This window comes from Maridesulfovibrio salinus, assembly GCF_055394525.1.
Genome location: NZ_AP042461.1, coordinates 699,288 through 724,094 on the forward strand (window position 1 = coordinate 699,288; position 24,807 = coordinate 724,094).

Consider the following 24,807-nt stretch of genomic DNA (forward strand, 5'->3'; position numbering starts at 1 on the left):
GTCCGTTTATATTTGAACTGAAGCAGACAGCTCATCAATTGTAAGTGCTTGAGCATTATCGCTAAGCCTGCATAGGGCTTCAAAATAGGCCTTGCAGCCCTTAGGATCTTTTTCCACATCAAAGAATGATTCAGGAGCTTGATCGAGAGGGATTCCATTTAAATTTGATTTGAGGCGGATATAGCTATCCAAAGTGGTAGTGTTCAGGGCTATGATCACTGGATGAAAATTGAAAATATTCAATCCGGTACCAAAATCAGCAACAGTGGGGAGTTCCCATGAGCGGTTTGGGTGGTCGGCATTGACTCCGTCTTCCCAGCGGTAGGGAAGTCGGGTCAGTTTCCGTCGTTTTGCTCCAAAGTATTCATGCTGAGGCTGTAAGTTTTGCTGTCCGAAAAACAGTGCAGACACATCAGTCTTAATTTGTTCGTAGTTATCCCCTATTTTAGCCAGCAAGGGGGTAGACATAACCAAGGCATGGGTGCGCATGGATTTCGCTTCAGGCACAACGGACAGAACATGATCCAGAATGGAGTCTTCGTCATCGCCGTGCGAAGAATTGGACAGAAAATTTGGGTGGATACCGAGTTCAAAAAGGGAGTTGGATTCAAGACTCTCCAGGATAGGGGATTGGTGAGTGATGAAAAAGGTTGCCTTACAATTGTTTTTGTCCAGAATCTCTGCGCAAATTTCAATACACCAGTCAGGAGCCCAGTCCACATCAAGGGTTATGGCAAATTCTTTTACCGCCATTATATTACTCGTTTCTTGTTCTTATCAATTTTGCCGGTATTCCGGCCAGAATTGAATATTCAGGGAAAGATTTAGTTACCACTGCATTAGTACCCACAATACTGCCTGTACGAAGTGTCACCCCATGCATGATCATGGCACCGATTCCGATGTTCACATCCGTTTCTATTTCAATGGGATCAAAAACAATTTTCTGAAATGAAGTAGGGATGTCCAGGCGATCGTTTTTATGCAGGCATGGGTGGATTTTGACTTGTGGACCGATTCCTACATAGTCGCCGATAGTTAGTCCACCTGCCCCCATGATGAAGCACTGTTGACCAATCCAGACATTACTCCCAATAATCATTTCTGTGGTATAATAGCCTTTTAGAATTGTGTCGTGACCGATGTATACATTGTCCCCGATTGTGATATTTTCAGGGTGGAATATTCTTACGCCGTCTTCAATGATGACATTCTTACCGCATTTTTTCAGGAGTGAAAGATCCGGGGTTCCCGGGCCTTCGCTCTTAAACAGTTTGGGTGTAAAATTATCCATTTGGATCCTCGTTTATTATTGTCGCCCTTATTCCTTCTGTCAGCACTGTTTTGCATTTGAACCTGGGGGAGCAGTATACATTGGATGATTGAGTGTTATTAATTGAAAAGACAGGGCTGATTCCAAGCTCGTCACCTATAGTTTGAGCCAGTTGTTTAATGCTTACATTTTCACAGCCACCGACATTGTATATTTTGGGGTCGGGGTTGCGCATGATTTTAATTAGGCTGTCTGTTAGGTCTTTAATGTAAATTGGATTAATCAACGGTGAACCCTGCTCATCATTCAGGGTGACAATTTCATTCTCGCGAATCCGTTGTGTCAGAGATGGAATGAGTCGTGGTATACGCTGGCCCGGGCCATAAGGGAAAAATAGACGGGCAATTGCCGTTATGCATCCCGCTGTGTGCATCAGGATATTTTCGCAGAGCATTCGGCTCAGGCCATATAAGTTTGTCGGTCCCAGTTCACTGGTTTCAGTGAGTATGTTTTGAGTTGGTTTGTATACGGCCCCACTTGAAATATAGAGGATCAGCTTAATACCGGTTCTTTCTCGGTTGATGAATTCCACCAGTTTATGAGCTGACTGAACGCACTCTTTCCAGTATTTTTCTTCGGAATGCTCAGTGCCGGCCGGGCCGGCCGAATGGATAAGGATTTCTGTTTTGTCGGGTATGGAAGAAAATGTAGAGCTGTCTTCAAGGACAAATTCCGGCCGTGACAATCCACAGACCTCGTCTCCTGTTTCTTGAAGTGCCGTTACAAGTGCAGACCCCACAAATCCTGTTGCTCCAAGGATAGTAATCATGTTTAAAGCAGCCCGGTACTTTTTTTAAGTGATTCAGTAAGAGTCTTATAGCCTTGGTGCGACAAATGGACCCCATCAACGGTAAATTGGGAGTTAAGCTGCTTGGCGTTGTCAACCAACTCATTTGAAACATCAACAAATGTCGTGTTGGGGATATTGGCGCAAAGATTTTGGAGTTTGCTGTTGATATCACGCAGTTCTATATTCTGGCAGGCTATGAATTCCTTGGCCATATCTTCATTCACTGGCAGAATTCCAAGTACAATATATTGGGAATTTTCGGAAAAACAGCTACGTATCTTTTTAATATCTTCAAGATAGGTGCTAATCAGTTCAGCTGTTACTCCAGCCTTGAAATTATTGATCCCTACCAACAGTATTATCGCGGACGGATTGTGATCCTTCATTCTTGGACACCACTTTGCAAGTTCAGAACTGGTCTGTCCACCTATGCCGTAGTTAACGACTTTATCCAGTCCGTCATGCCAGAAGCCGTATTCAACGATGCTGTCGCCCAGAAAATATATGTCCTGCGGTTTTCCGGAAGAGTTTACAATGCAGTCAACTCGGTTTGCTATCAACCGGGCATTGGCTGCATCAAAATGTTCTTTGTGGAAAACATGCCTGTATTTGGTTTTTAGGTAATTAAAGCCGCCTCTTGAACGTACAAAAAGAATTGCTGCAGCTAAAATTGCAGCATTCATAAGCAGGGATGTATAGAAAAGTATTTCCATGTCAGTAAGTGTGCTCCCTCGAATGCTAGAAGTATCCGTATTCCTTTAGGTCAATTTCCAGAAGTTCTGCGAGCTCCATATTCTCAGCTTTATGGACATCCATTATTTTGCGGCGAAGGTCGTCGGAGAAAAAGTTGTGATCTTGTTTGAAGATATGATTCAGTACCTTGACCCCATGCCTGAAAGTCATTTTATGGGAAAGTTTGCGCAAGCCTCGAATCATCTTTCCTTCAGAATCCGTGGGTGGAGGAAGGAATGGCAGCAAAGGATTTTGAATTATCAAAGGAGCTCCGTTACGCTGATTGTTGACAAATTTATTCAAAAAATTAAGAGTCTTCAGTGCGTAATAGCTGTCCATTTTGTTGACATATTCAGTGGTGTCCAAGGCTATCGGAGAGGTGCCGAGGAAGGTCCCGATCCTGTCGAAAAACAATTCAGGATCAAATTTGAGCATCTCATACGGGACAGCGAGTACATTTTCGGCACCAAGCTGTTCACACAAGAATTTATGAAACCCCATCCAACTGACACTGTGCACATCAACATTGTTTCTGGCACTACGATAAAATTGGCCGAATTCGCCATTCTGGTAGTTCAGGAAGTACGAGACAGAAGAAGAGTATCCACCACGGATATTTTGTCTGTAAACTTCCTCAAGGAATTCATCCTGTTTCCTGAAGGTGAAAATTATTTTGGGGTTTCCAAAGACCTTCCTCAAGGCCAGAACTCCATTGATCAGGTACAGGAAATTGTCATTTTCCCCACCTGCGAAACATTCATCGCTAATGATGACTTTGTCCGCCTGTCTGTCGGAATTCCGTTTTGAAATATAATTGAAGACTCTGTCGATTGTATCCTGGGTCACCGCTGAGATATTTGTGGTACTCAGATTGGCGATGGCCTTGCGATATTCCTCGGATATTTCTGCCCTTTTGCCCAGATAAAGGGCTTCGGTCAGGTTTGGAAAATATCTTTCCTGCAGCAAAGATGTTGCTGTTTTAGGGAATCCTATATGGATGAAAACGTCCAGATTCTGCATTAATTTTACCAATTATTTGATCTTAAGTGGGAATTGATCGTCTTTCCCGGAGGGTGATTGTTGTCCGGGAAAGACGGCAAAACCTAAACTACTTCACAGCTTCGATGATTTTATCGATTGATGTGCATGAAATTAGTTGTTCAGGAGTCATTTTGAGATTCATTTCCTTTTCCACATCCAAAATGAACTGCACGTGTTTAAGCGAATCCCAGCCGTCAATTTCAGTGAATTCTGTTGCAACAGTGAAAGAGGAATCGAGAGTTGCGTATTTGCCAAGTATATTCATTATGTTATCTTGCATATCTACCTCAGATAATGACTTCAGGTTTGTGGGTGAGTATAAATGTCCACCATAGGGGGAATTCCGTAGAGTAACCGAACGCTCTTTCTCCGAAGGCCTGTTTGCTTGCAGCTTCCGGGGTTGGTTCGTGTATCTCCACGATGGAGAGCCCGGATTCAGAGAAAAAGGACGATAGTTCCGACAGGGTCGGGGTTACTCCGATTTTTTTGTTCAGGTATTCTGTAACAATGGTGTAGGGCCGATTTTCACTACCCATCCATGGTGTCTGCCAGAAAATTCCGTGCGGTTCTGTGAGGTACACAACGCCGGTGGGGCTAAGGTGTTTTTTTACAGTATTAAGCAGTTTCCCGGGATTGAGCGGCTCATTGGGTTTTATTCCTTTGGTATAGAATAAAAACATGTCGCTGATATAGATGATATCAAATTTGTCATCATCTCTTAGGCAATCTGAACCTTCTTCGACAATACCAACTTTGAATTCAGCATTCTTGAAATCTGCACATGCTTTATCTGCGATTGAAATGTAATCACTGTTCGGGTCAACACCTGTGACCTTTGCTCCGTTTTCAAGAAAGTGTCTGCTATAAAATCCGGTTCCGCATCCGAGATCGAGTATCTTTTTACCGCTTACCCGTTCCCGGGTGAAAAACTTTTTGAAAAAATCATATTGTACAAAACGATAGGCGTTTTCCAGAAGATCACCATCTGCTCCAAATTTTTGGGTCGGCCACCATTTGTCAGATGTGGTTCGTAGTTGTTCCAGTAACTGCAGTCCGACCTGCTGGTGAAATGTGCCTATGTGTTCTGCATCGAACAGGGATTCCTTGGCAGAGAAGTATGGGGAGTAATCATCGTCTGCAGCGGTCAGGATCAGGCGTTTTTCCAGAATGTCCACGATCTGATCCATATCGGTCAGTTCACTTGCTTCTGGTGTGTAGTCCTGCATTGTGAGCGCGGAGCTGTTTCTCTCGGAATAGTTTTTGGTTAAATCGTCAAGGAACCTTGTGGGGTCTCCCATCAAGCAGTATAGATTAGAAAAGTAGGTCCTGTCACAAGCGTGGAAGTCACCATCTGCGGGTGCACCAGAACTGATCATGGATTCAAGGGCAGTCAATGTCTCAGTTGATACTTCCACATGTGTTAATGCTCTTACATTCATCAGTGACCAGACCTCAGCCCTGCGGTGAAGGATTACATCCTCATTAAAGGTTAGTTTTTTCATTTTCTTTCCTTGGAACAAGACTTCCTTGCTCTGACTTGAAAAAGTGGTTTAAAACTATAGGCTTGGCAAAATTATTCAGTATGAATGTTTTTGTCTTTTCATATGTAAAAGGCCTCATGTGTGAGTTATATATGGGCCCTAGTTTTTTGTAAAAAGCTCTTGAATCATAAACATATACGGAAATTCCGTTTATGTAGGACTGCTTTAATACATTCATTTCCTTCAATAAATGCAGGAACGGAGGCTTCTGGAACGCGTTAATGTGTTTGACAAACGGGTTGTCGACATAGAATGGAAGCCTCTGCACGTTGCCGTCAACTGTTACTTTCGAAAGGATAGGCTTGCTGATCTTCCCGGTTACAGTTGTTTTATTTTCAATGAAATGCTGTCCCACAGATGAATGGTTTAAGCCTATGATGATTTCCTTGCCGGGCTTGTGCTTATAAAGATGTCCGAATGGGGACATTTCAGAGTAAGCATTAGGATCACAATGATGAGCTCCGGCTATCTCTTTTTTGTCTGCGCCGTATACCGAAACAGAATGTGTAGGGTGGATGCTGCGGATCACACCAGGCATCCTGCGAAATATCTCGCTACACATCCCGATGGTTGTAGGGGTTCCTTCTGCGTTGAATGTTGGATCCATCGCTAGGTACATCAAAGGACTTCTGTCGAATGAATAAGACAGGCTCATGACGTTACCTTTGCCGCTATCTACATAATCAAATAGGTTATTGTAGAATCCCAGCAGTCCTCCGTCCAGATAAGGCATGGCTTGTGATGACAGACGGATAAGTAGCGTGTCAGAGCTTGTGACTCCCATCTCTTTGAGCGTGGAAGTGAAATCACTGAAATTGATGTTGCCTTTAGGCTGAAACAAGTGAGAATGTTTTCGGCCTTTTGCTTTTAATCTGGAAGTTTCCCGCTTACAGACTATCTGATGGTATTTGTTATAAATCTTATTAATCATTTTTATTCGTAATCAATAACTTGTTTTTTCAGGAAATTATCGATGCCCACAACTTTCATGGCGGATTCCCCTGCTTCAACTCCTGCAAACCATTTTTTTTCCTGTTCAATCTTATTACGGCAAACAGGGATAACTTCTTCGAGCAGGTGATGGGGGATGACGATGATGCCGTCATTGTCACCCATGACTACATCTCCCGGGCAGACAGCCACGCCGCCGAATGCAGTGGGATAGTTGATTCGGCCGAAAGGTTCTTTAACCGGTCCGCCGGGAACCAGAGCTTTTGAGTATACCGGAAGGTCGGAGTTTGCAATGTCATCATAATCCCGAACACTGCCGTCTACGATTACAGCAGCAGCTCCGACTTTGGTGGCCCTCAGAGTTTGCAGACCACCCCAGCAGGATCGACTCGTCGCTCCTTTGCCGTTGATTACTAACACATCGCCATCTTTTATTAAATCAAGGGCGATGTGATTCATCATGTTGCTGCCTTCAGCTTCTTCAACGGTAAAGGCCGGGCCGCAGAAGGGACGGTCCTTGCATACAGCCTGGATGTCTCCGGATACGGAGCCTAGTCGGTTTAAAGCATCGGATACCACCGTTGTGGGGAACTCGGAAATCTGTTTAACTAAATCTTGATCGGGACGGTTGATCTTCCTTTTTACCTTCATTCCCAAGGAAAATTTATCAGATGCTGCCTGATTTTTGATCAGGCTGAAGTCAGCATTGGAAATACGCTGTAAAACGATATCCTTAAGAACATTCTTCTGTATCTTACCACTACTGCTCATGGGAAATGAGTCAGCTTGGAAGAACAAAGAGGGCCTTTTAGTGGACGACAGGCTCCTGTCACACATTTCCAAAAGTTCTTTTTTGACCGCTGAAAAATCTGTTTCAGAGTTCACTGAAACAACAGCAACGATGTCTTCACCATTGATTCTGTGAGGAACACCTATTACAGCGCATTTACTTACTTGGTCATGCTTCAGGAGCAAATTCTCAATCGCCAGCGGGCTGATATTTAGACCTGATCTGATAATAAGGTCTTTTTTGCGCCCTGAAATGCGTAATTGCCCGTCCCTTATGTGCCCGATATCTCCAGTTGGGAAAAAGCCTTCATCATCAAGCTCTGTTTCCTGATTGAAATAACCGGTCATTAAGTATGGGGTTTTTACGTAAATTTCGCCTTCATCTCCTTTTTCCATGCTCCGATCAGCCAGTTTGCGGATTTCAACCTGAACACCGGGGACGATTTCACCAACTCCTTTAGCAGCCTTTTTGTTAGGGGTCTGAATCGAAATAAAGAGAGTTTCTGACAAACCGTAGTTCTGGAAAATTTCAACCCCGTATCTGCTTTCAAAGGCATTCTTTACTGAATCGGTAAGAGGAGCAGTACCGGCGATTGTATGTTTAATATTGTCCTTGCAGTACTTTTCGCCATCTTCCCGGCGGTCGAATTCGAGAATGATGGAAATAATGGTGGGAACCAGCCAGAGAGTGTTTACTTTATGCTTGATAATCGGCGGCCAGAAATCCATAGCGGAATGTGGGCTGAAAGCCTCCGCTACAACCACAGACCCCCCGGCCACAAAGGGGAGCAACAGCAGGTTGTAGTAGCCCCCGAGGTAGGACATGGAAAGGAGGTTGTAGAAGCGGCAGCTGTCATCGATGCCCATTTCTGTGCAAAACAGGTTACCATTGTTGATCAGGGTTTTGATCTTGTGGATGACTCCTTTAGGAGTTCCGGTTGTTCCAGAGGTAAATACGATGGTCAGGATGTCATCTTCACTGACACCTTCGAAAGGTGATATAGATTGGGGATCGGTTTGGCTGTTTTTCTTGTTCTCCAGCATTGCATTGAAAATATGTGTGGAGAGCTCTTCCTTTGCCCGAGATACTTTGTCGAGGGATTCTTCCTCGCAGATAACCCGGTCTGTTTTTGATTCGGAAAGGATGACCGAAATTTCATTCACAGTCTGGCTCTGGTTTATGGGGATGGTTGTCACGCCTGAAAACATACAGGCAAAAAGAAGTACGGCATGATCGATGGAGTTGGGTAGTATTATGGCTATCCGGTCTCCGCGCTTGAGCCCTATTCTGCTGAGTTCTTCACACATGAGAAGAGAGTCGTTGTATATTTCAGCATAAGAATATTCCCGGGAATCAGTTGAGTCGATGAGGAATACTTTTTCTGACTGGCGGTCGAAAATATTTTTTATTCTTTGAATGGCGTCCATTATTTCCTCCGGCTATGAGAGTTCAAGTATGCGGCCGTCTTCAATGACCGTTTTATTATCAATGATGAGTGTTGGGTCTTTTATAACCATATCCAGATGCATGGGGGCTGAGTTCGTTCCACCGATGGTGCTGTTTGAGCCGAAACCGAAGTGGACAGTTCCTCTGCATCCTTCGTCAACGAGCATTACACCGCATAAATTTGCTTCGGGGTTTAGGCCGATACCGAGTTCGCCTAGAATGAGCGAACTGTCACTACCTGAATCTTTAAAAATTTTTTCCAGCGCCGGGCCTGCATCACCTTTGAATTCATTTATGCTGCCATTAGTAACATTCACGGTTACTGGAGTTTTTAAAACACCGATTTCATCGCAGGGGATACTGCCATCGACAACAATCCTGCCATTGGTTTCTAATTCAAGGGGAGCGATATTGACTTCAGCATCCGGAGGTGAGGCCAGTTCTCCGGGATTTCTGGCTAGTCCCGGGCATGAATTGGCTGCACGACCATTCAGTCTGAATGAAATATCTGTCCCCAGCTTGGATGTCACCCTACAAAATGTTGCCACATCCAGTTTCGCTGAAAGATAGTCAGCTTCACTGCAAAGGGACGAAAAGTCGTATTCCAGGGCTTTGCTCTCAAGGAGTTCCAATGAATAGTCCGGAAGGCTCAGGTAGCGGCGACCTTTCAGGGTGGCATTGAATCTTGCCTTCGTGTGCGCAAGGGATTTCTTGGTAAGCCCGAAAGTTACATCATGCTCAAGCATGGCTTCAGCGACTTCTTCAGTGGGTTCCTGTCCGTGCATGGTCATGGCTGGAATATTAATCAGTCTGACCTTGGCTATTTCCTTTGCCCGCCCGGCAATTGCTTCGCCCACTTTTAGAGTTCCTTTGTCTGTCACAATGAGCAGAGATTCATGCTTTTGCAGTCCTGCGCAGTTTATAAGGAGGTTGTCGATTGCTTTCTGCATGTTAATCTTCTGCCCCCTGTATAGTAAAATCCGGAACCTCGATATACTCTTTTATGCCTTCATAAGCAGCATCAAGATTAAGTAGGTAATAGGCTCTATTGTCAGCATGGGATGCAAAAGGGCTTATCAGCCTGCTTTTGGGGCCAAGGCATTTCTGCAGTTTTTCTTCTGTCCGTGTATCGGGGATCATGGTAGTATAAATAATATCTACTTTCATATCCAAGAGTGCCCAGTCATCAATATTGGTTATTGTGCTGCTGGTTTCTGAGTCTCCGGCATCTTTGTCCACTACAATGATCTGTTCGAAGGAAGAAAATTGTAGCAGGTGAGATTTCAACTGCTCACCTTCACCGAAGATCATGATGCTTTTATTCTCCAGCTGATTGCCGAGATATGTAAGAGCATTGAAAATATAATTTTTCTTCAATTGTCCGGTATCGACGGAAAAAACATTATGATATCCGAGTTTGCTACGTAGAAGTGTTATTTCGTCTTCGGACAAAGCTGATTTTCGGGGGTTGACCACAAAATGAAATGGACTTCCTGCTAGGAATTCCACCATTGAAATGATTTTGGATACATTTCCGGCAGTGATTCTTCCTACTACAACCCTTTCGCTGTCCCATATATGTTCAGCAACCAGAAGTTCGTCTGATCCGGAATCAATGATCTCCAGTTCAAGCACAGGGGTAGATTTTCTTCGTTTTGCACAGGTAACGGCAATACCTTTGATCAACTCGGTAACAGCATCGTCGTTTAAGGAGATTTTGTCCTGAAGATCCTTCAGGCCGGGGTAGGAAGTAAGGGCCAGCGATTCGAAATCACTCTGGGTGTTCTTCATTTCGAGGGCTGTCTGCTCAAGGGTCCGGTCATCAATATCAACCGGGTCGATCCGGCCCATCTTGATGATCAACTCTTTGAGATCGGCATTATATTTTTTACTGGCAGACTTTACTTTGGGCAGGTGGCTGGAGTGGAACTTACCATATCCCATGGCAACTTCCTGAGTGCTATACATTGTCAGATTGCTCAGAAGTGGCCATACATATGTATCGGCCAGTTTAAGAAGAGACCCGATATCAACCCCTGTGGGGATGCCGCTGTCCTCCAGCAGGCAGGCCAAAGCTTCTGAAGCAGCATTGCCGGCTCCTCTGCCGATTCCCATGATAGTGGCATCAAGAAATCTTGCCCCGCACTCATGCGCTTTCAGGGTATTGGCAACTGCCATCTTCAGGTTGTCGTGTCCGTGGAAGCCAAGCTCACACTTACAATTTTTTTTGGTTGCTGAAAGGTATTGTTCAACTTCTGCGGGAGTCATTCCACCCACGGAATCAACAAGATAGATAATGTCAGCTCCGGCCTCGACAGCCTGTTTGGAGAGTACGCCGAATTCGTCAGCAGAGATGGCGTAGCTTTTCATGAAATTCATTCCAACGGTCAAGCCGAGGCTTTTTGCGTAAGTCAGGTGGCTGAATGCACTTTCTGCTTCAGTGGCATTGGCACCGATTCTTACAAAATCGAGGCCGTTGTCAGCCGCAGCTACAAGCTGTTTTTTGGAGGATAATTCTGGAAGATAAAACATTCCGATATTTGCGGACGTGCATTGCCTGGCTGCTTTAAGGAGGGCCAGGTCGTTGTTGGGCATTTCGCCTTTACCCACGAGTTCTGCGCCCATGCCCAGGCCGTGTCCGATTTCAATCCAGTTGAAACCGATGCCTGTCAGTTTTTCAACCAGCAGTTCAGTGTCTGCAGAAGTAAAGTTAAAGTCGATTGCATAGCTGCCGTCACGAAGGCTGCATTCCAGTATTTCAACTTGTCTCAACTCTTTCATAATTACCCCCTGCAGGAGTTAAAAAAATTGCTAAGCTTTTCTTTGGCTTTCAGCTGGGTTTCAACCGTGCCACTGAAAGAAATCCTGACATGGTCATCAAAGCCCTCTCCGAATACGGACCCCGGTACCATGCAGATATGCTCATTTGCCAGCATGTATTCGCAGAATTCTTCTGATCTCATGCCCCTGAACGAAAACTTGGGAAAAATGTAAAAGGCCCCGGACGGAGAAGGGAAAGAAAAATTGTCAATGGGCTCAGCTTCAGTCCACACTGCCCTGCGATGAGAAAATTCTTCAATCATGGATGTAAGGTCTTCAGAACTTTCCTTGGAATTCAGAAATCTTGCTGCAGCATGGTGGACAGTAGATACTCCGCACACAGTGAGATATTGGTGAATCCTGTTTAAAGCGTCCGATATTTCAGGAAAGGCGCACACGTATCCAATACGCCACCCGGTAATGCTATATGTCTTGGATAGGCTGTTGAGATAGATGAGGCGGTCACTTTCGCCCATGATGGAGGCCATGGAAACGTGTCTATTCTCACCATAGACAAAATGGTCATAAACTTCGTCGGCAAGAATGAAGAAACCATGTTTCTCAGCGAGGGAAGCAAGCTCCTTTAATACCTCGGTGGGCTGAATAGCACCTGTAGGATTGCCGGGGGTATTAACCACTAAAATTTTAGTTTTAGGAGAAATTGCTTTCTTTATCTGTTTCGGGTCAATGATGAAATCATTTTCAGGTGAAACATCCACAGTCATAGCTTTGGCACCAGCCAGTTGTGCTACGGCTTTGTAGTGAGGCCATGCAGGCTCTGGAATGATGATTTCATCACCGGGAGCAAGGAGGGCAAGGGCACACATTGCCAGACCTTCGCTGGCCCCAGTGGTAAGGATCATTTCTGTTTCAGGTGCGTAGCGTTTGCCTGTTTTCTGGAAAATTTGATCACTTAGCACTTTTCTGAGCTTTATATCGCCACGGTTAGACATATAATGATATGCCCCATGATTCATGGCATCGCTGAGCAAGGTTTGAACTTTATTGTTAATTTTCCAGTCCGGCCTTCCAATTTCCATACGGAGGACATCGTGGCCCTGAGCTTTGAGCGAATTCGCCATTTCAAAGAATTTACGAATTCCAGATCCTGGCAGACTACGTGCAATGTTCATCCTTCTACTCCGCCATACGTTTTTTTATCTAGTTTGTGAGGAAAAACTGAACAATAAATACATCAAAAAATCAGATTTTGTCAACGAGTGATGATATCTTTGTATAAGGGGGTCTTGAGTTGCTGAAGGCAGCCAAGCATGCGTTCAAGCTTGTTGCCCTCCACCACATCATAAGGGTCGAAATAGTGGGTCAGGTAAAGATTGTTGCGTCTTATGGCATCAATTGTGTTTTTGAACTCTTCTATGAACAGTTCGTCATCACCGAGAAAAGGATTATTCTTGCGCAGCATGTTCCAGGAGTCAAATATTGCTAGTGGAAAGTTAAGACTGCACCCGGTGGGAATTTCGACTATTCCGTGCGAATGAACAGAAGGAGCTCCGTAGCCTTTGTATCCGCAAGCGGCGGTGGAGCTGCTGTATTTGTAGCCCAATTCTGCTAGTATGGGGTACACACTTTCGGTATGTAGATTGCCGTAATGGGGAGTACGAAAACCGATGCATTCAACACCGAGTATTTTTTGATAAACTTCGTGTGTTTTTTCTATTTCTTCTTTTTGCTCAGCATAAGAGAGTCGGTTGAAAAATCTGTTTGGGGCCCAGTGCGGATTATCAGGATGTGTGTATGTGTGGTTGATGATCTCATGGCCTTCATCAACCGCCCGCTTGTGGATATCGGGGTATTTTTCTACAAACTTTCCGATAACCGCAAAGCCGGCTTTGATATTGTGTTGTTTTAGCTGGTCCAGAAGGAAAGGAAAAGCTTCTATATCCTTTTCAAAGTCAAAATCAAAAGTGAGTGTGTAAGCAGCTTCAGCCAAAGGATTTTCCTGCTTGCGCATGAATTTTATAAAAAAATCTTGAGGATGAAAGCGATGAACCATTTCTCTGGCGGCTTTAGCCAGAAATTTGTTTGAATAAGAACGTATAAGTAAGTCGTGGTACATTAATCTGCCTGGTTGCCATATACCATGTCAGTAATATTTTCATACCTATTGAAATAGATATTTTTGTTTGCCACCATGTGTGCGGCCATTCTTTCGCCTGATTCAATCTTTTCTCTGGTTATAGTGGGTTGGTATTCCACCTTAAAATCAACGCTTGATCTATAGGATGCAAGAAGAATGCGTTTTCTTTGCTCTTCTGTCAGCTTAGGCTCAGAAAGTCTGGAATAGACTTCTACAGGGCAAGACAGGTTCGGAATGAATTCCGGATGTGAATACCAAGCATTGCCCAGACTGTAGGATTTTACCCCGTACATAAGTGCTTCAAGGCCGACGGAGCCGTTGATGGTTAGGACTGCTTGCGCGTTCTGGATAAGCTCTTTGCTAGGATAGTTTACCGGTGCCATATGGACGTTGGGCAAGCGGATTAGTCTTTCGAAATAGTCCTTACCCCGCCAACCAAAGCCGAAAGGGTGATCCTTGATCACGATGTTTATATCTGATGGTGCGTGTATCGCCAGTTCTTCAACAATCTTCCACTGGTCGGCATACTGCTGGGCGGCTGAGGTTGTTACAGATTCCGGCTGGTGGGAAAAAAAGAACAGAATGTATTTTCCAGCACTGCCGAGATCAAAGTCTTTACATTTTTTTTGCAGGTACATTCGATTGCGGACTCTTTTTACAGCATATTTGATGTTGCTGAAATTTTTGATCAGGCTTGTAACTTCATAGCGGTTGAACAAGGAAGTCGGGCGGACTTTCATATAATCCATTGTCGGCTTTTCTTTTGAAAAAGATGCCATGATCTCTTCAATGAAATTATTTTCTTCATTGGACGGAGGTTCGCCAAATAGTAATTCGTATTTGAACTGGGGATTGATAATCTGCTGTGTTGTGCCGTTCAGCAGTCTGTTATTGAATATTCCCGGTATGATATATGTATGATAGAATCCGAAGCCCATTTTTTGGGAAAATGCTTCAAGCACAAAAGAATAAACTTGGTCAATTGTGTCATGGAATGCAAAGACAATATTGTATCCGTCAAATATTTGTTTGAAATAGATATATGATGAGTAAAAATCGTTGGTGATCTTCTCTTTTGAGAGCCAATATGAAGAGTGATCTATATTCGCTTCCTGAGCAAGTCGGCCATAATAGAGATAATTTGAGTATGAATAGATCGCGTTTATGCCCAGTTCTTCTTCAGCGTTTTTTACATCGGAATCGGAGAAGGACACATTCTGGCGGTAGTAGTCATTTTCAATTCGTATGTAATCTCCCGTGTATTCCATGGAAGGGTTGTCAACGACAAGTACAGTATAATGTTTACTATACTCATTGATCATACCTTGAATGTAGGATGTAAATAAAATTCCTCTACCTATAAGTAAAACAGCGTCTTTTTTATCTTGGGGCATAGTCGTTTATTGCGTTGTGGTAATCTTGTTTTTGTCCAATATCAATCCAGTAGCCATCTAAAGGAAATGTACTTACGCTCATATTGTTTTTACATGCGTCTGATATTGCGGTGGTCATATCGTAGAAAGTTTCTTCAGGGATCAGGGATAGTATTTCTGGAGAAAGAGCATAAATTCCAGCACTAATTTGGAAGTTTAGCGAGGGTTTTTCCTTGAATCCTGTTACGCTGCCATTGTCTTGTTCAATGATTCCATACTGTAGTTGGTAGTTGAAATCTCTTGAGCAGATTGTGAGTGCTGCTTCACTGGAAATATGATGTCTGAGCAGGGACCCGAAATTAAGGTTTGTGAGGATGTCCCCGTTCATAACCAGAAAAGGCTCTTTCATTTCTCTGCTGATTAATCCCAGGGAGCCGGCTGTGCCCATTCTTTTGGTTTCTTCTATGTATTCAATTCCAACGCCAAAATCAGAGCCATCGCCAAAATAATCTTTAATGACTTCGGATTTGTAGTTCACGCTAATCATTAAATTTGTGAAGCCGTTTTTGAATAAGGCTTCAATAATATACTCCAACACAGGCTTATTCCCGATGGGCAGCATTGGTTTTGGTGTTGTTTTAGTTAAGTCACCGAGCCTTGAGCCTAATCCTCCGGCCATAATTACTGCTACATTGGGCTTGGCATTGTAGTCTAGGTCGTCAAGAGTAATGATGTCGATGAGCTTGTTGTCGCTGTCAACAATAGGCGCGTGGCGTCGTTCAATGCTTCTCAGAGTTTGGAATGCTTTTTTGGGAGAAACTCCTTCAGGAAGTGTGTGTGGGTTAGAATTGATAATCGCTTTAAGGTCTCTTTTCCCTGCCAGCACAGCACGTCTGATATCACCGTCTGCAATGATGCCCAAAAGACGATTGTCCTGATCAACTACAGGTACAAATCCATATCCGTGGCGATCAACAGATTCAATGGCCTGCTCAAATGTAGTGTCTTTGGATAGTACTAACTTGAATAACATAAAAATCCCGAGGATAATGTACAGCCCTTGTCTTTAAGACAAGGGCTGTACAGATATTATTTTTTTATCTTACATCCTTTCAGTACGGGGGAAGGTTCAAGAGCTTCCTTCAATGCTTCCTCATGCCATACTGCCTTTTTCAGAATCCATTCTCCCTTTTCTTCTTTCCAGACATGGGGAGAACGCCAGCTATTGACTACTTTCCAGAAAAAATCATCATCTATGTCGCAATAGTCAAGGAAGGTCTGATAGTTGTCATATGGGAATTCGCCGTCAAAACGCTTGACGAGGCCGACGGCTTCTTCACGGGTGATATGTCCATCTCTTACTTCGTGTGCAGCATCTGAAGTCGCACGGCCTATGCCAAATTTAATGAACATCAGGTAGTAGTGGAATCCATCAAGTCTGTCATCGATTGAGGCATACTTTGAGTATGTGCCTTCACTGCGTTTGTAGTAAGGTTTGAACCCTGTATTTTCAGCACAATAGTAAAAGTTTTTCTGGGGTAGCCATTTAGTGTAGTGCCCCATGTAGTGCAACTGTACGCCTACTCGGTCGAGTTCTTTCTGAGGAGGTCTCCTGTAAATCTGCAGGTCGGATTCCTTGATGCCGTATTTACGCATTACATCTAGGGTGAAGCCATGCATATTCATCAGCTCAACATCCTGAATGGGGACATCTGGATGATATGCGTGTTTCATGGATCCGCCGTATTCGACTTCGGAGTTCTCTCCGTACATAACAAGTTTAACATTGTGCTGTACGGCCATTTTCAGGGGAGCATTATACTGTCCGAAAGTAAAAGGCATGAAAGGGTCGCCCTGAAGTTCAAAGGAAAGCTTGGTCAATTTTCTGTGGACTACACCGCTTGGTTTGAGCATGATGTTGTCCAGGCCTCCTTCAACTATGTGATTTTCATAGTTTTTCATACCGTCAGGAGTCCACAAAGCAGGAGCCCAGGTGACGGTGAGCGGATGCATTCCATATTCGTTCCGCAGCTTGTGGGCAACAAATCCACTGTCTTTACCGCCACTAGAAGGAACTATTACATCAAAGCTACCGTCTTTGGAGCGGTGTTTATCGCATAAATCCCTTAATTCTTTTTCTCTGGCATCCCAGTCGACAACAAAATTTTTATATTCAGCGAAGCGGCAGGCTGAGCAAATACCTTCTTCGTCAAATGTGATCCTGGGGCGCTGGTTAGACATGATGCAGCGCTTGCAGAATTTTATTTCATCAGGAAGATTAAATCTTTTTTTGGTCTCTTTGTGTTGCATATCTAAGATCCCCTAGAGATTGTAAAAGTTGACCAGGATACGTATACCCTGAGAACGGCTTTTTTCAGGATGAAACTGAAGTCCGTATATGTTGTCTTTAGATATTGCCGAAATGAACTTCTGCCCACTGTATTCTGCAGTGGCAATAGCCACGTCATCATTTTTGAATTCAAAAGAGTGCATGAAGTAAAATTCATCGTCAGGAGTGATTCCTTCGAATATGGGGGAAGCGGGGCCATTGAATGCCATTTTTTTCCATCCTAGATGGGGGAGTTCCAAGCTGGAACCCATTCTTTTTACATCGCCTTTAATCGCCCCCAAACCTTTACATTTACCATCTTCATACCCCATTTCAGCCAGAATTTGCATTCCAAGACAGATCCCGAGAGTGTGCTTACTTTTCACAGCTTCTGCGAGAGGAGCGAGCAGTTGTCTGTCTTTAAGGTCTTTCATGGCATTCTTGAAATTTCCGACTCCAGGTAGAAGGATTTTGTCAACTTTTTGTAAATCCTCTGGTTTGTCCACTACAATTGCATTGGCTGTAATAAAATTAAGTGACTTGAGGATGTTAAAAATATTGCAGCACGATCCAATGTTAACGACACCGATAGTCTGTTTCATATCTTTATCCTCTTACCTTTTTGAGCTCGTCTTTGACCTGATCGATGGACAGAATGTCATCATGAAGAACAGAGGCCAGGGCTACAGCTGATGGTGTGGCTTCCACTGCCATGTCGGTAATATGTTTAAGTGAACCTGCACCACTACCGGCAATTACAGGGATCGGTGTGAGTTCATTAACCGCTTTTATCAAGGGAATATCAAATCCAGCTTTGGTGCCGTCATGATCTACAGAACTGAGCAAAATTTCACCAGCTCCTCTTTGAGCAACTTCTTCTGCCCAGTGCAGAACATTTTTGCCTGTGGGGGTTTTGCCGCATTCAGCATAGCATTCCCACCATGATTCTCTCCATTTCGCATCAATCTGGACTGTTATAGCCTGGCTGCCAAACAAAGAGGCCGCCTTATCGATGATAGAAGGGGCTTCCAGCAGGCTATAGGTGTTAATAATGATCTTGTCTGCTCCGCTGTCGAAAAGAGCTTTCATGTCATCAATGGATCTAATTCCGCCACCGACTGCAAATGGAATAAGAATGCTGGATGCAATTTCAATAATTGGATCCAGCTTGATTTCTCTACCGCAGAGGCTGGAGTAGATATCAATGTATGTGATTTCGTCGGCTCCAGCGGTGCTATATTTGTGAGCCAATTCTTTTGGAGTGCCTACCTTACGTAAGCCTTCAAAATAAATTGGTTTAGCTATATACGGAGGTTTTGCATCTAATCTTGCAATAATTCTCGTGTTCATTTTGTTGCTCCTGACCCCTTGCATAGTCCTTTACCAAGTAAAAGGGATTATGAAGGTTTAAATTGCAGCTTTTTTCTTTGTTTGTTAGGTAAAATTGAACGAATTGTCAATGGCAGTGGCTGCCATTGCTTTCGTGTTTTTTCGAATGTGACTAGTGTCACTTCTATAATTATCTACATTAAAATGAGCAGAAGATGAGAATAAAATCCAAGGAAATTCCAAGGGAGTTTTCTCCCGCTCCCAATATAACCCTGCGTGATTGTGGTAACATTCTACTCGAAGAAAATGAACAAATCACTTTTACTGATGAAAATGGATTGAACTCCGATTTCACTAGAAAAGAATGGGGTTACTATTTGGCAAATGCCTTAAACCACCGTATTTCTTTTCAGGGATATAAAACAGCCCTTTTTGCTAGCCAATTGCACTCGCCACCTTCGCTTTATGTTTGCCTCGTTCAAGAAGAGAAGAAAGATTTATTCTTCTCGTATCTTGAAAGTGTAGAGGCTAGGCTGCTTATGTGGCTTGATGAGATTGATGCCGAGAGCCTTTTCCAAGATTAACTAAGCGAAGTCGGTCCATTCAAGTTCATCGCCGATAGCAAGATCTCTTGCTGCTATACGACCGACAGCATATTCGAGCTCTTCAGGTCCAATTCCGGTACCGGGTCTGAGGAAATCAAAATCTTCTGCCTTGAAGGTTTCTCCTTTCTTTACAGCGCGAGTTGTAACTAAACGGCGGCGGAATTTCTTACGCTTTTCCATTTCAGCTTCACTTACGGTGCGGACAGTGGAGCCCAGTGCCTTCCAGATGTTCATCCCCTGTTTGCAGATGATTTCAAGCTCTGCAGGGTCTGCAGAAATCCAGTGGTCCCAGCCTTCCATATCTTTGTTGGTGGTGAAGTGTTTCTCAACAATACAAGCACCAAGGGCCACGGATGCAAGAGGAATGGATGTTCCGATTGTGTGATCGCTGAAGCCAACGGGGAGATCGAATACCTGCTCGAGGGTCTTCATGTTGTTAAGATGAATATCTTCATACTCCGGGGGGTAAATGGAAATGCAGTGAAAAAGTGCGATGGGGCCGGAGCCTGCTTCTTTAAGGGTTCGCACTGCAGTTTCAATTTCACCCATAGTTGCCATTCCTGTGGAAAGAAGGACCTGACAGCCTTTGCTTCCGATGTACCTCAGCAGCGGTATATGGGTGACATCCATTGAAGCCAGCTTGATGTAGTCAATGCCCATTTCCAGAAGCATATCAACTTCTTCCGGGGAGAAAGCAGAGGACATGAAATCAACCCCTTTTTCCTTGCAATAATCGAGGATTTCAAGGTGCTGCTCATGGGTGAACTGGTATTTATCTACCATTTCTTTCAGAGTTCCGAAGTGGCGGTGGGTATCGTTGTAGGTGGTGTTGCGCTCGTACTCTGCTTTGGAGATCAGGGTCTTGTTGCTCCAGGACTGGAACTTAACAGCATCCGCACCGCATTCAACTGCGGAGTCGATCATACTTTTACAAAGATCCATGTCACCGTTGTGGTTGGAGCCGATTTCCGCGATGAAGTAAGGAGGTTCACCAGGGCCTACAAGTCTGCCGTTTATGTTCAGCTTTTCCATATTTCCTCCAGATCAGGGTGGGCTATCCAGGACCACCAGATATGTTTTTCGTCAAGTTTATTAAGTTCTTCTATGTAACTGTCCAGTTTGTGCTGAACAGTCATTGAGTGCATGAAAATTTTAAGATTGCGTTCTGCTGCTAAAAAGAGTTCTTCTTTGTCTTTATATTGGGGAAGGACGTTTTTTTTGAGCAGTGAGTAATGCAGGGTTAGCAGCTCGCAGGCTTTCATTATCTGCTCAGCAGTAAAAGGCTGCAGTACCCGTGCTGTGTTGGCTGCATGCTGTCTGTAGCTCATAAGCGGCGATGATGACGTTTTAATTTTTGCACCACCAAGCCATGCTTTAGAGACCATAAACCAGTCCAACATTACGCACTCGGCTGGGAATGGCATCAGTTCTTTAAGCATGTCACAGCTATAGGCAGTATTGGAAAGCCCGAAAACATTTGCCCTGGGCAGCAGGGATTCAAGATCTTCGTTCTCCATAACAGGGAAAAGAGTATTTAGGTCGCTGCCGTCAGTGTCTATGATGTTCAGGGCGCAGGCGCACAAATCATGTTCTGCCAAATCTGCCTTGGCAACAGCTACCCTTTGTGGGTGTAGGATATCATCGCTGTCAGTGAATACCACCTGAGTATAATGACGGACAATGTAATTGAATGCTTTTTCCCTGACCTGTGCAGGAGTGGCTCCCTTGTCTGTGGAAATAAATTTTGCATCGATTTTCCGTCCTGCGTACTTAAAGACCTGCTCAGGAGTGTACTCATCCAGCCCGATAACGATATCAAAGTCACAGTCTGTCTGATCTTCAACTGAGTCGTACCATGGCTTGATGTAAGGGTCTTCGCCAGGATAAATTGTGGTATAGAGGGCTGTTGAACTCAAGAGCGTGACCCTGCCTGTCTTTGGGTCATGAGAAATTCAGCCATGTCCCAGTCTTCGTAGTCGTCGATATCGACGGCATTTTTCCAGTTCAACTCAAAGCCGATTTTATCCTTGGTGTGGAAGGTACCTTCCTGACGCAAAGTATTACAAGTCGCCCACCAAACGGCTCCGGTTGGGCAAAACAGAGGGGCGAGATCCTGACTTCTTTCCTTGAGTTTAGCTTCAAATACAGGCTTCAAGGGTTTGCCGGAATCCATTTCCATTGCCCACCAGGGATTAAGCCATCCATACTTGGTGACGCTGATCTGTGCTCCTGCTTTGTGCTTTTTTAGATTGCTAAAGCTGGACCTGATGTCGTCTGCATCGCGCATGGGGCAGTTGGCCATTAGCTGGCAGATATAATCGTATTTGTTGCCTTCAGGATCGACTTTATTGAGCGCATCCAAAGTTGCAGCAGAAACAGGGGTGATATCGTCAGCAATTGCAGGCTCTCTCATGAAGGGGACTTCTGCGCCAAGCTGTTCTGATACTTTGGCTATTTCCGGGCTATCGGTAGATACAATAACTCTTTGAAAGAGGCCGCTCTCAAGCGCGGCCTCAATTGTATATCCGATCATCGGCTTGCCTAGCAGAGGCTTGATGTTCTTTTTGGGAATCCGCTTGGAGCCTCCCCGGGCCGGGATTACAGCTATGGCTTTGAAATCGCCCATTACATTAAACCCCGAGGATTCCTGCGCCGCTGGGAATGTTGATCACTCTTTTTTCAAGAGATTCGGCAACACTCATATCAGTGCGCGGGCAGTTTTCAAACATGGGCAGACGATGCATTGAAGTCCATAGCGGGCGGGTCATGTAGGCCGCGCCGTTGGTGGCTTCAAGGATAGCATCGCGGTTTTCTTCAAAACCTTTTTCGATGATAAAGGTGCAGAACCAGTAGTTGCTGGAGCAATTCTCAGGTTCTGTCAGGAAACGTATGCCCTCGATGCTTTTGAAAGCCTCAGCGTACTTTTCAGCAAGTTTGCGTTTGCTTGCCAGAATTTCATCCAGCTTTTCCATCTGCGCGCAGCCGAGGGCAGCATTGATGTTGGGCATGCGATAGTTGTAGCCGACCATGTCATGGAAATATTCCCATTTATGGGGTGTCTTGGCAGTAGTTGTCAGATGCTTGCAAAGAGTTCCGAGCTCTTCATCATCGATGAGGATTGCTCCTCCGCCACCAGTGGTGATGGTCTTGTTGCCATTGAAGCTCAGCGAAGCAATCTTGCCGAATCTTCCGCAATGTATGCCTTTGTAGAATGATCCGATGGCTTCGGCAGCATCTTCCACCATGGGAATGGAAAATTTGTCGCAGACAGCAAGAAGTCCGTCCACATCAAGAGGGATGCCGAACACATGCATGGGTATCAGAGCAGCGATTCTGCGTCCGGTTTCCTGGTTGTAGCATTCTCCATCGCGCATTTCGCTGATTTCAGCGAGGCGTGCGTCGAGTTTTGCGGCATCGAGACCGAGGGTTGTTTCCTCGGAGTCTGCAATATGAGGAACGGCACCGATATAGGCAACTGCATTTGCAGTTGCCACGAAGGTCAAACCGGGAATGATGACTTCATCTCCGGCTTTTACTCCCGCCAGCATTAGGGCCATGTGTAGGGCTGCGGTACCGTTGGTCACGGCAATAGCGCGCTTGGCTCCGGTGTAATCGGCAAGCATTTCTTCGAATTGGTCTACGAATTTACCAACGGAAGACACAAAGGTGGTATCGATGCATTCCTTAGTGTAGGCCTGTTCGTTTCCTTGAAATACCGGCTCATGCAGGGGGAGGAATCCTCCACCCTGCGGAAGCACGGTTTTCATTGCTTCAAGAATATTGTCTGCGAGGGTCATTTAATCTCTCTTGTGAGGGATGTTGTAGTACTGCTGACCTTCGGGATCGCTGATGATACCGAGTTCAACGATTTCCTTGATTTCACGCATTCCTTCAGGAACGGTCTTGGTGATTTTGAAACCAAGCTGTTCTTTGATTTTGGTGTGGTCTGCGCGGTAATCGCGGGGATCCTCGTCTTTTTTTACGTATTTGATGTCTGCATTGGGGAAGAGCTTGGTCAGTTCGTCTGCAAGCATCTTCTTGGTGTAGTTCTCAGCGGTATCGCCAACGTTAAATACATCGTAAGCAACTTTTTCTTTAGGTGCTTCAAGAACAGTCATCATGGCGTTAGTAAAATCTGCAACGTGGCAGTAGGGGCGCCAGAACTGTTCGCCGAAGATAACCAGCTCTTTTTCAAGAGCGAGGTCTTTGGTGAATTCGTTTACAGTCAGGTCAAAACGCATGCGATGGGACATGCCGTAAACGGTGGAGAAGCGAAGTGAAGTGGGGCAGAGTGCATCGGTCTTTTCCATTTCTTCCAGAAAGTATTTTTCAAACTTAACTTTGAGTTCCGCGTACAGGGAAACCGGGGCAAGAGGTGTTGTCTCAACAACGTAACCTTCCGGGTCAGGCATTTTGCCGTAGTTGGAGCAGGTGGAAGCAAAAATGAAACGTTCAATCCCGAGTTCCTTGCATTTATCAACAAGGTAAACAGAAGCTCCCCAGTTGGTGCGCATTGCTTCATCAGAGTATAGTTTACAAGCGGGATCACCTACGATTGCAGCGAGATGGATCACACCGTGCAGGTTGCCTTTTTCCATGATTTTATCCATGGCGGAAGCGTCTGCAACGTCTACCTTGTGGAATGTGAAGTTGGGGTGGTCGTATATATCGATGAGAGATTCGCCACCGAACTTGAGAGTGTCCACGCAGATTACGCCGTAGCCGTCGTCAAGCAGGCGACGCAGCAGGATGGAGCCCACATAGCCGGCACCGCCGGTAACAAGAATGTTTTTCATTATTACTACTCCTTATTTACGTAGTATTTATTACGTATTGTATTTATTTCTTTCTATAAAATGTAGGAATATGGGATATTTCCAATTTTTCAATTTTAATATTATCCCCGGCAAAGAATTCGTCTACAGCTTTGGTCTCACCAGGGACTGTCCCATAATCATCAAAAACTATGAGACCGCCAGTGACGACTCTATCAAACAGGTTTTCAAGGATGCACTTAGTCGGTTTGTAGACATCCACATCAATATGGAGGAGTGAGATTTTCAACTCCGGGTGCTTTTCAAGGTATTGGGGGATAGTTTCGAGTACATCGCCTTTTACGAGTTCATAGTTTTCAAACGATTTGTGTTTGAATGATTTACTTAGCTCTTCTACAGAAATACCTATCCCTGCAGATGATTCGAAATCATCAATGAACTCAGTATCCTCTTCTCCTTCGTTTGTTTGCCTCGGAAATTTTCCAAAAGCATCAAAGCCGATAATTTTTCTAGAAAAGGGGCTTTCAAGCGCGTCCCTGAAAGTTGCAAATCGGATTAATGATGTTCCTTTAAAAACACCACATTCAACAATATGCCCAGGAAGATTTGTAATTGTTTTATATAATTCGTAATGCGCCAGCAGCTTTGCTATTCGTGTAGAGTGGCTGGTAATATAAAAAGCGTTTTCATAATCCCACTGCTTATCAATATCAAAATTAAAAATTTGTTCTGTCATGAATTGCTCCATTTAAAATGGTACATTAATTTTGCTTTGTTGAAAAAAACTTCCGTACTCAAAATTGCCAAGTGAGTCTACGGCAAGATGGACATGTCGTGCCCTTTTCTCATTCTTT

At 44.5% G+C, this 24,807-nt stretch carries 25 protein-coding genes; 1 reads left to right on the forward strand and 24 read right to left on the reverse strand.

What is annotated here, in order from left to right; genetic code table 11:
• Positions 1-6 precede the first annotated feature (6 nt).
• The 18 genes from ACZ5PW_RS03155 to hisF form a co-directional block, all read right to left on the reverse strand.
• Complete coding sequence (locus ACZ5PW_RS03155) at positions 7-753, reverse strand: polysaccharide deacetylase WbmS family protein (RefSeq protein WP_464557955.1); 747 nt, start codon at positions 751-753, stop codon at positions 7-9.
• 4 nt (positions 754-757) lie between these two features.
• Positions 758-1,294, reverse strand: coding sequence for an acyltransferase (locus ACZ5PW_RS03160; protein ID WP_464557956.1), 537 nt, complete (start codon positions 1,292-1,294; stop codon positions 758-760).
• Positions 1,287-2,102 carry an NAD-dependent epimerase/dehydratase family protein gene (locus tag ACZ5PW_RS03165; protein WP_464557957.1) on the reverse strand — a complete coding sequence of 272 codons (816 nt, stop codon included), beginning with the start codon at positions 2,100-2,102 and terminating at the stop codon, positions 1,287-1,289. The genes ACZ5PW_RS03160 and ACZ5PW_RS03165 overlap by 8 nt, the downstream gene beginning before the upstream one ends.
• A 2-nt stretch (positions 2,103-2,104) precedes the next feature.
• On the reverse strand, positions 2,105-2,836 hold the full coding sequence (locus ACZ5PW_RS03170) for a GDSL-type esterase/lipase family protein (RefSeq protein WP_464557958.1): 732 nt from the start codon (positions 2,834-2,836) through the stop codon (positions 2,105-2,107).
• 25 nt (positions 2,837-2,861) lie between these two features.
• Entirely contained in the window at positions 2,862-3,875 is a 1,014-nt protein-coding gene (locus ACZ5PW_RS03175) for a hypothetical protein (protein ID WP_464557959.1), read from the reverse strand.
• Between the two features lie 88 nt (positions 3,876-3,963).
• Positions 3,964-4,176 carry an acyl carrier protein gene (locus tag ACZ5PW_RS03180; protein ID WP_464557960.1) on the reverse strand — a complete coding sequence of 71 codons (213 nt, stop codon included), beginning with the start codon at positions 4,174-4,176 and terminating at the stop codon, positions 3,964-3,966.
• Between the two features lie 7 nt (positions 4,177-4,183).
• Positions 4,184-5,398, reverse strand: a complete 1,215-nt coding sequence (locus ACZ5PW_RS03185) for a methyltransferase domain-containing protein (protein ID WP_464557961.1) — start codon at positions 5,396-5,398, stop codon at positions 4,184-4,186.
• A complete protein-coding gene (locus ACZ5PW_RS03190; protein ID WP_464557962.1) occupies positions 5,379-6,221 on the reverse strand; it encodes an AAC(3) family N-acetyltransferase in 843 nt (280 codons plus the stop codon). Before ACZ5PW_RS03190 ends, ACZ5PW_RS03185 begins: the two co-directional genes overlap by 20 nt.
• A gap of 149 nt (positions 6,222-6,370) precedes the next feature.
• Complete coding sequence (locus tag ACZ5PW_RS03195; protein ID WP_464557963.1) at positions 6,371-8,605, reverse strand: AMP-binding protein; 2,235 nt, start codon at positions 8,603-8,605, stop codon at positions 6,371-6,373.
• Between the two features lie 12 nt (positions 8,606-8,617).
• Positions 8,618-9,574: an aminopeptidase gene (locus ACZ5PW_RS03200; RefSeq protein ID WP_464557964.1), complete on the reverse strand. Its 957-nt coding sequence runs from the start codon at positions 9,572-9,574 to the stop codon at positions 8,618-8,620.
• Between the two features lies 1 nt (position 9,575).
• Positions 9,576-11,405, reverse strand: coding sequence for a beta/alpha barrel domain-containing protein (locus ACZ5PW_RS03205; protein ID WP_464557965.1), 1,830 nt, complete (start codon positions 11,403-11,405; stop codon positions 9,576-9,578).
• A 2-nt stretch (positions 11,406-11,407) separates the two neighbouring features.
• Complete coding sequence (locus tag ACZ5PW_RS03210) at positions 11,408-12,577, reverse strand: pyridoxal phosphate-dependent aminotransferase (protein ID WP_464557966.1); 1,170 nt, start codon at positions 12,575-12,577, stop codon at positions 11,408-11,410.
• Positions 12,578-12,657: 80 nt separating this feature from the next.
• Positions 12,658-13,521: a polysaccharide deacetylase family protein gene (locus ACZ5PW_RS03215; RefSeq protein WP_464557967.1), complete on the reverse strand. Its 864-nt coding sequence runs from the start codon at positions 13,519-13,521 to the stop codon at positions 12,658-12,660.
• Complete coding sequence (locus tag ACZ5PW_RS03220) at positions 13,521-14,936, reverse strand: capsular polysaccharide export protein, LipB/KpsS family (RefSeq protein WP_464557968.1); 1,416 nt, start codon at positions 14,934-14,936, stop codon at positions 13,521-13,523. Before ACZ5PW_RS03220 ends, ACZ5PW_RS03215 begins: the two co-directional genes overlap by 1 nt.
• Positions 14,923-15,948: a nucleotidyltransferase family protein gene (locus tag ACZ5PW_RS03225; RefSeq protein WP_464557969.1), complete on the reverse strand. Its 1,026-nt coding sequence runs from the start codon at positions 15,946-15,948 to the stop codon at positions 14,923-14,925. The genes ACZ5PW_RS03220 and ACZ5PW_RS03225 overlap by 14 nt, the downstream gene beginning before the upstream one ends.
• Before the next feature lie 56 nt (positions 15,949-16,004).
• Entirely contained in the window at positions 16,005-17,225 is a 1,221-nt protein-coding gene (locus tag ACZ5PW_RS03230) for an N-acetyl sugar amidotransferase (RefSeq protein WP_464557970.1), read from the reverse strand.
• A 12-nt stretch (positions 17,226-17,237) separates the two neighbouring features.
• A complete protein-coding gene (hisH, locus tag ACZ5PW_RS03235; protein WP_464557971.1) occupies positions 17,238-17,846 on the reverse strand; it encodes an imidazole glycerol phosphate synthase subunit HisH in 609 nt (202 codons plus the stop codon).
• A gap of 4 nt (positions 17,847-17,850) precedes the next feature.
• On the reverse strand, positions 17,851-18,594 hold the full coding sequence (gene hisF, locus ACZ5PW_RS03240; RefSeq protein ID WP_464557972.1) for an imidazole glycerol phosphate synthase subunit HisF: 744 nt from the start codon (positions 18,592-18,594) through the stop codon (positions 17,851-17,853).
• Between the two features lie 194 nt (positions 18,595-18,788).
• On the opposite strand from hisF, the gene ACZ5PW_RS03245 reads away from it, so the two are divergent.
• Positions 18,789-19,157 carry a hypothetical protein gene (locus tag ACZ5PW_RS03245; protein WP_464557973.1) on the forward strand — a complete coding sequence of 123 codons (369 nt, stop codon included), beginning with the start codon at positions 18,789-18,791 and terminating at the stop codon, positions 19,155-19,157.
• Here ACZ5PW_RS03245 and ACZ5PW_RS03250 read toward each other — a convergent pair whose 3' ends face one another.
• Genes ACZ5PW_RS03250 through ACZ5PW_RS03275 form a run of 6 tightly spaced genes read right to left on the reverse strand, consistent with a single transcriptional unit; the run spans position 19,158 to position 24,689 of the window.
• A complete protein-coding gene (locus ACZ5PW_RS03250) occupies positions 19,158-20,210 on the reverse strand; it encodes an N-acetylneuraminate synthase family protein (RefSeq protein WP_464557974.1) in 1,053 nt (350 codons plus the stop codon).
• Positions 20,198-21,094, reverse strand: coding sequence for a glycosyltransferase (locus tag ACZ5PW_RS03255; RefSeq protein WP_464557975.1), 897 nt, complete (start codon positions 21,092-21,094; stop codon positions 20,198-20,200). The genes ACZ5PW_RS03250 and ACZ5PW_RS03255 overlap by 13 nt, the downstream gene beginning before the upstream one ends.
• The gene (gene pseF / locus ACZ5PW_RS03260; RefSeq protein WP_464557976.1) at positions 21,091-21,804 is read right to left on the reverse strand and encodes a pseudaminic acid cytidylyltransferase; all 714 of its coding nucleotides are present in this window, start codon (positions 21,802-21,804) and stop codon (positions 21,091-21,093) included. Before pseF ends, ACZ5PW_RS03255 begins: the two co-directional genes overlap by 4 nt.
• Positions 21,805-21,808: 4 nt before the next feature.
• The gene (locus ACZ5PW_RS03265; protein ID WP_464557977.1) at positions 21,809-22,975 is read right to left on the reverse strand and encodes a LegC family aminotransferase; all 1,167 of its coding nucleotides are present in this window, start codon (positions 22,973-22,975) and stop codon (positions 21,809-21,811) included.
• The gene (locus ACZ5PW_RS03270; RefSeq protein ID WP_464557978.1) at positions 22,976-23,974 is read right to left on the reverse strand and encodes an NAD-dependent epimerase/dehydratase family protein; all 999 of its coding nucleotides are present in this window, start codon (positions 23,972-23,974) and stop codon (positions 22,976-22,978) included.
• Between the two features lie 43 nt (positions 23,975-24,017).
• Entirely contained in the window at positions 24,018-24,689 is a 672-nt protein-coding gene (locus ACZ5PW_RS03275; protein WP_464557979.1) for a TylF/MycF/NovP-related O-methyltransferase, read from the reverse strand.
• Positions 24,690-24,807 lie beyond the last annotated feature (118 nt).